Genomic DNA, 7168 nt, shown 5'->3' on the forward strand with positions numbered 1-7168 from the left:
AGCAGCGCCGTATCTAGGCCTTCCCGCCAAGCGGCGCCATGGTCGGTGTTTTGATGTCTGCAATTCAAACAATTGTTTGACGCCTGGCCCTGGAGCACGTTTAGCTTCCGCCGAGCAAGGGAGCCACGACGATGTCCAGCTGGGATTTCCAGGTCGCCAAGGCCGATCTTCGCCAGACCAGGATCGCGCCCGTCGACCTGCCCGCCCTGGCCGACGGCCAGGCGCGGCTGGCGATCGAGCGCTTCGCCCTGACGGCCAACAACATCACCTACGCGGTGTTCGGCGACCAGATGCGCTACTGGGACTTCTTCCCCGGGCCGGAGGGCTGGGGGCGGGTCCCGGTCTGGGGCCATGCGCGGGTCGAGGCCTCGAACCATCCGGACCTCGCCGTCGGCCAGCGGTTCTACGGCTACTATCCGATGTCGACCCACCTGACGGTGACGCCGCGCAAGACCCGCACAGGTTTCGCCGACGCCGCCCCCCATCGGGCCGACCTGCCGCCGGTCTACAACCAGTATCAGGTCGTGGGCGCGGCCAGTCCGGCTGAGGACTACCAGGCCCTGCTGCGACCGCTGTTCATCACCGGCTTCCTGATCGAGGACTTCCTGGACGAGAACGACCTGTTCGGCGCGCGGTCGGTGGTGCTGACCAGCGCCTCCAGCAAGACGGCGATCAGCCTGGCGTTCCAGCTCAAGCAGCGCGGCAAGGCGCGGGTGGTCGGCCTGACCTCGGCTCGCAACACGGCCTTCGTCGAAGGGCTGGGCTGCTACGACCAGGTGGTCGCCTATGACGCGGTGGCGACGGCGCCGATCGAGACGCCAGTGGTCGTGGTTGACTTCGCCGGCGACCCGCCGCTGCTGAAGGCCGTGCACGAACGGTTCGGCGAGACCCTGGCCTATTCCTGCCGGGTCGGCGGCGCCCACTGGGAGGCCGAACGCGTCAGCGGACCCTTGCCCGGCCCCCGCCCTGTGTTCTTCTTCGCCCCCGACCGCATCCGCAAGCGCGCGGCCGACTGGGGTCCGGGCGGACTGGACCAGCGCCACGACGCCGCCTGGGTCCCCTTTGCCGCCGACGCGCCGCGCTGGCTGCGGGTGATCGAGGGCGTGGGCCCCGAGGCGATGGGCCAGGCCTATGCGAGGGTGGTCGACGGCATGGCGGGGCCGGACGAGGGGCATGTGCTGAGCCCGCTCGCTTAAGGGTGGGTGATGACTTCACTTCAAAGGGAGCTGTCATCCCGGACAAGCCCGGCGTGGCCGGGCGCAGATCCGGGACCGCCGGAAGCGCAAGCGTTCACGCCCTGGTCCCGGATCTTCGCGCTGCGCGCTTCGTCCGGGATGACAACCGTTTTGGGCCTACCGCGCCAAATCCGCCGGCGTGGTCGGCTGGGAGATCACCGCCTCCATCCGCTTCCACCGCGCGTCCAGCGACGGGCCGGCCCGTTCGACGTGGGCGCGGACCATGTCCTGGCCGAGGTTGTAGTTGATCACGTAGCTCCGGTAGGTCTCGATGAAGCTCAGCGACTTCTCGGCCTTGGCGCGCGTGGTCAGGGCGTATTTGGCCAGGGCGGCGACCGCGGCCTCCTTGTCCATCTTCCCGGACAGATAGAGGTCGGCGACGGTGTTCTGGACGCTGGCCAGGTCGGCGGTGGCGCGGACCAGGGCGTCGTAGGTCTCGGCCGTGGCCGGATCCAGCCCGGCCAGCGGGTAGAGAACCCGGCGCTCGAACGCCACCTTCTCGGTCCCCGGGAAGGCCAGCTTGACGCCATAATTGGCCGAGCCCTCGGCGATCAGTGATTGCGGCGAGAACAGCGGATAGACGCTGAACTCGACCCAGCCCTTGGCTTTGGTCAGCTTCTCTTCCAGCAGGGCGTTCAGTACATGGTGGCCCGGATAGCCCTCGTGGCAGCCCAGGTCGACGGCGCGGCTGATCGGGGTGGGCAGGTCAGTGTTGACCTCGATCAGGCTTTGGGCCCCGCCCTTGTACCAGTTGTAGCCGCTCCAGGGCTTCTTGGTGACGAACGCCAGGTCGAAGCGCTCGCCCTTGGGCAGGGCGATGTGGGCCTCCGTCCGCGCCTTGCACTCGGCGATCGCCGCCTTCATCACCGGCTCCAGCCGATCGGCGGGGATCGTGTAGCGGGCCTGGAAGGCGGTGACCCGGGTCGCCAGGTCGCCCTGGCCGGGGACCAGCTTGTCGATTTCGGCCAGGATCGGGTCGTAGGCGCCGAGCGGCTTGATCGGCGGGCGCACCCCGAACAGGCCCTCGGCCTCGTCCTGGAAGCTGAATTTCTGGCCGGCCAGCATGGCCAGGCGGGTCTGGGCGGCCTTGACTTGGCCGACCAGGAAGGCCTTGCGGCGGACTTCGTCGGGCCTCAGGGCCTTGCCGTCGACAGCCTTCAGGGCGGCGGCCAGCCGGTCAGTCTCGGCGCGCAGGGCGGGAACCTCGCGCGGCCTGGCCTTGGCGGCGGCCGCCCAGTCGGCCGGGCCGTAATAGGCGTCGACATAGCCCGGCTCGCGCTCGCCGGCCTCCAGCGTCAGGCGCACGAAGTCCTTGGCGATTCTGTCCAACTTGGCGCCTTCGCGGGGGGCGGCCAGGGCGGGCGCGGCGAGCAGGGCGACGGCGGCGGCCGCGGCGGCGAGGCGGAGGATCATGGACGGCGTCCCGGGACGAGGAAGGCGCGCACGCTGCCTCGCGTAGCCGGTCACCGCAAGGGGCGCGGATCCCTCCCACGCTGTCATCCCGGACGAAGCGCGCAGCGCGAAGATCCGGGACCGACGCCTGAGCGCCGCGCTCCAGGTCGGTCCCGGATCGGCGGCCCTTCGGGCCTTGTCCGGGATGACATGCTTTCAGGGCGCCTTGCGGCTCAGCCCCGCGCCGCGACCGCCAGGCCCGGGAAGTCGCTGAACAGGCCGTCGACGCCGGCCGCGTACAGGGCCTTGAACACCGCCGAGACCTCGCCCGGCTGGGCCAGGTAGTCGGCCGCCGTCGCGTCGCCGCGGCGCAGGGCGGTCGGCAGGAAGTAGTTCTCGGCCCGCACGGTCCAGGGATGGACGACCAGGCCGGCGGCGTGGGCGTCCTTCACCAGCGAGGTGGCCGGCAGCAGGTTGGCCGCGTCCTGCGGCGCGACCTGGATCTTCTCCGGCCCCAGGCCGTCGGCGTAGAGCGCCACCTCCTTCAGGCCCGAGGGGCTGACCAGCTGGGAATAGGTCACGTTCGGCAGGTCGGCCGGGCCGCCCTCGCTGGCGGTCAGCAGCACCAGCCGGGCCTTGGTCCGGGCGCGGATGGTCTTCAGCGGCGTGACCTCGAAGCACTGGACGAAGACTGGGGCGGTCGCCGAGTCCAGCTCGTTCTTCTTCAGCAGGGCCACCAGGCGATCCTCGACAGGCAGGCCGATGCTCGCGAAGTAGCTGGGGTGCTTCATCTCGGGATAGACGCCGATCGTCCGGCCCGTGCGCCGGGAGCCGGCCTTGGCGATGGCCACGACCTCGTCGAAGGTCAGCAGCTGGGCCTGGCCGTCGTATTTGGTGTTGCCGGGGCGCAGCTTCGGCAGCCGCTCGCGGGCCCGCAGGGTCTTGATCTCGGCCAGGGTGAAGTCCTCGGTGAACCAGCCGGTGACCTGCTGGCCGTCGATGGTCTTGGTCGCCTTGCGGTCGGCGAATTCCGGACGGCCGGCGACGTCGGTGGTGCCGCCGATCTCGTTTTCGTGGCGGGCGATCAGCCAGCCGTCCTTGGTCGGGACCAGGTCGGGCTCGATGAAGTCGCAGCCCTGGTCGATGGCCAGGTCGTAGGCCAGCTGGGTGTGCTCCGGCCGCAGGCCCGAGGCCCCGCGGTGGGCGATGACGATCGGCCGTCGGGGCGCGGCCGCGAAACCGCGGCCGGAGGTCAGGGTTCCGGCCAGGGCGGCGGTGGTGAGGGCGCGTCGGGTCAGCAGGGTCATGGCCGCCATCTAGCGCGTCGATGTGACGGTTTGACCAGCCCCGGAGACCCGTCGCGAGGGTTCCTAGGCCTTGCCCGAACGGCTCAGGATGGCCAGCAGGCCCTGGGACTTCTGAGGCAGGTCCGCCGCCAGGCGCGAGGCCATCTCGCGGACGCCCACGGCATAGGCGTCGCCGCCCTCGGCGATCTCCTGGGCCCGCCGGGCCAGGTCGTCGAGATCGCGGGCCAGGGCCTCCACCTGCTCGCGGGCCAGCAGGCGCGCCTCGCGCTGCAGGCGCTGGACGCGCTGGGTGGTGGTCTCGGGGCCGCGGCCGAGATCGTAGACCTCGACGGGGGCGGTTTGTTCGGGGACCAGGGTCAAAAGCGGACCATTCATGGCGTCGTCGCCTCCTCGGGCGGACTCCGGACGCGGCGTCGGCCCTCGCCAATACAAGGCTGCGCCGTGGCCGACCGTTCCCCGGGTCCGCGCCGTTTCGCGCGATCGATCGGCCTGAGTGTCCTCCATGCCACAGCTTCGCGCGGAGGTGGTTCCGCTTCCTATGAAACGGGCGGTTTTCCCGCCGTCTTGCCCGCGATCGGGGCTCCCGGCTCGCAAGGGCCCTGATAAGTGCTGGACGCCTTCATGCGCAGGGTCTGCTTGCGCCCGAAGGCCGAGACGACGAGCTCCAGGTCGGTGTCGGCGGTGGTGATGAAGTCGCCGCTGACCCGGCCGGTCAGCCGGTAGTCGATGTGGTCCTTCTGGCAGGCGTGCTCCAGGCGGAAGCCGTCGGCCGTGCGAGTGACGGTGGGATTGCCGCAGGGCGAGACCTTGCGGGCCGCCTCGGCGCCGGGGTCGAAGCCCTCGCCCACGCACTGGGTCGAATCCTCGGGGCCGGCCGGGGTCTGGGTGACCGTCTTCCACAGGCCGGGCTTGAGGGTGGTGGGGCCGCCGGCCGCCGGGGCGGCGTCCTGCGGGGCGGAGGCCGCCGGGCTGGAGGCGGTCGCCGGCTCGCGGGCCCGATCGTCGGTGCGGGAACAGGCGGCCAGGCCCAGCAGGACGGGACCCAGCAGAATCGGAACCAGCAGGCGGGCGCTCGAAACCGGGTGACTCATGGACAAATCCTAGCGCGTTCGGCGGCCGGCGGGAAAGGCCCCATGCCCTGTTCCCGCGCGCCGCCCATCGAGCGGAACGCGCGATCAGCCCGGATAGACGGCCATGGCCGGCGTGTGGGTCGCGGCGGGAGCGATCGGGGGGTGCGTCTGAGCCGACGCCTGAGTCTGGGCCTGAGTCTGGGCCTGCGCCTGGGCGGGGGCCGGCGCCGGGCGTTGGAACCTCAGGCTGCGGCCCTGGAACTGGGCGCCGGTCTCCATGGCCAGCTGCTCGTGGGTGATGTCGCCGTCGACCACCGCCGTCGCATAGAGGCGCACCTGCTTGGCCAGGACCTGGCCCGCGACCTTGCCGTGGATCTCGACGACCTGGGCGTGGACCGCGCCCTCGACCCGGGCGTTGGGGCCCAGCACCAGCTTGCCCACCCGGACGTCGCCCTGCAGCACGCAGTCCAGGTGCAGCTCGCCGTCGCCCATCACGTCGCCCTTGATGGCCACGCCCTGGACGATCATCGAGGCCGGCTTGGGCCGCGGCGGCGGAGCGGGCTGGGCGGGCGCCGGCGGGACCGGCGCCGGCTGGGGCAGGGGCTCGATGGCCAGGGGCGGGGCGTCTTTCGTCTTGGCGAACATGGCGGCGGCCTTGTCTCGAAATGGGGCGTTGCGGGTTCGGCGGAGCAAGAGCGGCGCCGTGGGGCGGGCTTTCCGCCGCGACTCGCGCCATGCTCCTCCCATGGCCGAAACCCTCGAACAGCTGATCGACCGCCTGCGCGCCGTCGAAACCGAGATCGAGGCCGCGTTCGCCGCCCGCGACGCCGAGCGGACCGCCGCCGCCGGCCTGGTCATCGAGGCCGGCAAGCCCTGCTTCAAGGCCGACGCCCTGCGCCGCCAGCGCGCCCACCGCAAGGGCCTGCGCCTGGCCGCCACCCCGTGGCCGACCCTGCTGACCATGCCGCTGATCTACGGCATGGCCCTGCCGCTGATGATCCTCGACCTCAGCGTCAGCCTCTACCAGCTGGGCTGCTTCACCGCCTGGCGCATCCAGCGGGTGCGCAGACGAGACTATGTTGTCATCGACCGCCACCGGCTGGGCTACCTCAACCCGGTGCAGAAGCTGAACTGCGTGTTCTGCGGCTACGGCAACGGCGTCATCGCCTACGCCCGCGAGATCACCGCCCGCACCGAGCAGTACTGGTGCCCGATCAAGCACGCCCTGAAGGTCAAGGGCAGCCACGACCGCTACCGCGGCTTCCAGGCCTATGGCGACGCCGAGGGCTATGTGGCGAGCTCGGGGGCCTATCGCGAGCGGCTGAAGCGGGGGGAGTAGGCTCGCCCCGGTTCTTCTGGCCCCGGCCCCGCCAGTAGAAGCTCCACATGTCCGGCTCGGGCGGCGGGATTCCATCCAGCGCCATCTGGCGCACCCAGGCGGGCAGGAAGAGGATCGCGCGTTGCGCGTCGCGGGGATGGTCGCGGCGGATCTGGGCGAAGTTGGCGATCGCCGCGCGGATGAAGCCGACCTTGAACCTGGCGCGGACGTAGTTGCGCATCGCGCGCTTGAGCCGGGCGGGGCGGAGGCGTTTGGAGCGGGGCTGGACCATGGGATGTCTCCTTTCGACAGGCCGTGCGGTGAACACTTGCCCCCTACGGACCGCTTCGCGGTCGTCTTCCCCCGGAGGGGAAAGAGCGTTCCGCCCCCTCGCCGCGACAGACCGCGTAGCGGTCAGGTGGGGGCAAGGGGGCGTGATCCCACGCCAAACCGGCAGTGAGTTGGAAAGGGTCGCGGAGCGCCGGACGACGTCCGGAGTTCTTTGATAAATACCGTTTCGACGAAGCCAACGCTCCGCGCGGTCGTTTTCCGCCAGCGTCCGGTGGGCAGCCCTGTTGAGGCTTAGCCGGACCCGGTCTCGATCCCTTTCGGGAGAAACCGGACGCCGGGGGCGCGGGCCTATGGGCAATTCACGCGCTTTGTCCCCGTTCGACGCCGACGGCGGGCGGGCTTCCCAACGATGGAAGGCCCCGGACACGCTGGAGTAACCCCCTCCAGCCCAGTCCCGCTCGATCGCCCCCCGCCGCCGCATCGGTCGCTGGCCATGCGCCCTTTCCCCGCGACGAGGTGAGACCAGGATACGGCCGGTCTGGAAGGGTGGGGACC

7 protein-coding genes are annotated in these 7168 nt (G+C 70.8%); 2 read left to right on the plus strand and 5 right to left on the minus strand.

The window, feature by feature from the left end; genetic code table 11:
• Positions 1-131 precede the first annotated feature (131 nt).
• The gene (locus BM066_RS02475; protein ID WP_018061773.1) at positions 132-1196 is read left to right on the plus strand and encodes a DUF2855 family protein; all 1065 of its coding nucleotides are present in this window, start codon (positions 132-134) and stop codon (positions 1194-1196) included.
• 156 nt (positions 1197-1352) lie between these two features.
• Here the strand turns inward: BM066_RS02475 and BM066_RS02480 are convergent, their stop codons facing one another.
• From BM066_RS02480 to BM066_RS02500, 5 genes are all read right to left on the minus strand, one after another.
• Positions 1353-2648: a hypothetical protein gene (locus BM066_RS02480; RefSeq protein WP_018061774.1), complete on the minus strand. Its 1296-nt coding sequence runs from the start codon at positions 2646-2648 to the stop codon at positions 1353-1355.
• 212 nt (positions 2649-2860) lie between these two features.
• The gene (locus BM066_RS02485; protein ID WP_018061775.1) at positions 2861-3943 is read right to left on the minus strand and encodes a glycerophosphodiester phosphodiesterase; all 1083 of its coding nucleotides are present in this window, start codon (positions 3941-3943) and stop codon (positions 2861-2863) included.
• Positions 3944-3997: 54 nt separating this feature from the next.
• Positions 3998-4309: a hypothetical protein gene (locus tag BM066_RS02490; protein ID WP_018061776.1), complete on the minus strand. Its 312-nt coding sequence runs from the start codon at positions 4307-4309 to the stop codon at positions 3998-4000.
• A gap of 161 nt (positions 4310-4470) precedes the next feature.
• Positions 4471-5025, minus strand: a complete 555-nt coding sequence (locus tag BM066_RS02495; protein ID WP_018061777.1) for a DUF3617 domain-containing protein — start codon at positions 5023-5025, stop codon at positions 4471-4473.
• 84 nt (positions 5026-5109) lie between these two features.
• The gene (locus BM066_RS02500; protein WP_018061778.1) at positions 5110-5649 is read right to left on the minus strand and encodes a bactofilin family protein; all 540 of its coding nucleotides are present in this window, start codon (positions 5647-5649) and stop codon (positions 5110-5112) included.
• A 100-nt stretch (positions 5650-5749) separates the two neighbouring features.
• Here BM066_RS02500 and BM066_RS02505 point away from each other — a divergent pair, with 100 nt between their 5' ends.
• Positions 5750-6343, plus strand: a complete 594-nt coding sequence (locus BM066_RS02505) for a hypothetical protein (RefSeq protein ID WP_018061779.1) — start codon at positions 5750-5752, stop codon at positions 6341-6343.
• Positions 6344-7168 lie beyond the last annotated feature (825 nt).

Origin of the sequence: Caulobacter sp. UNC279MFTsu5.1 (assembly GCF_900114015.1) — a bacterium.
Taxonomy (GTDB): Bacteria; Pseudomonadota; Alphaproteobacteria; order Caulobacterales; family Caulobacteraceae; genus Caulobacter.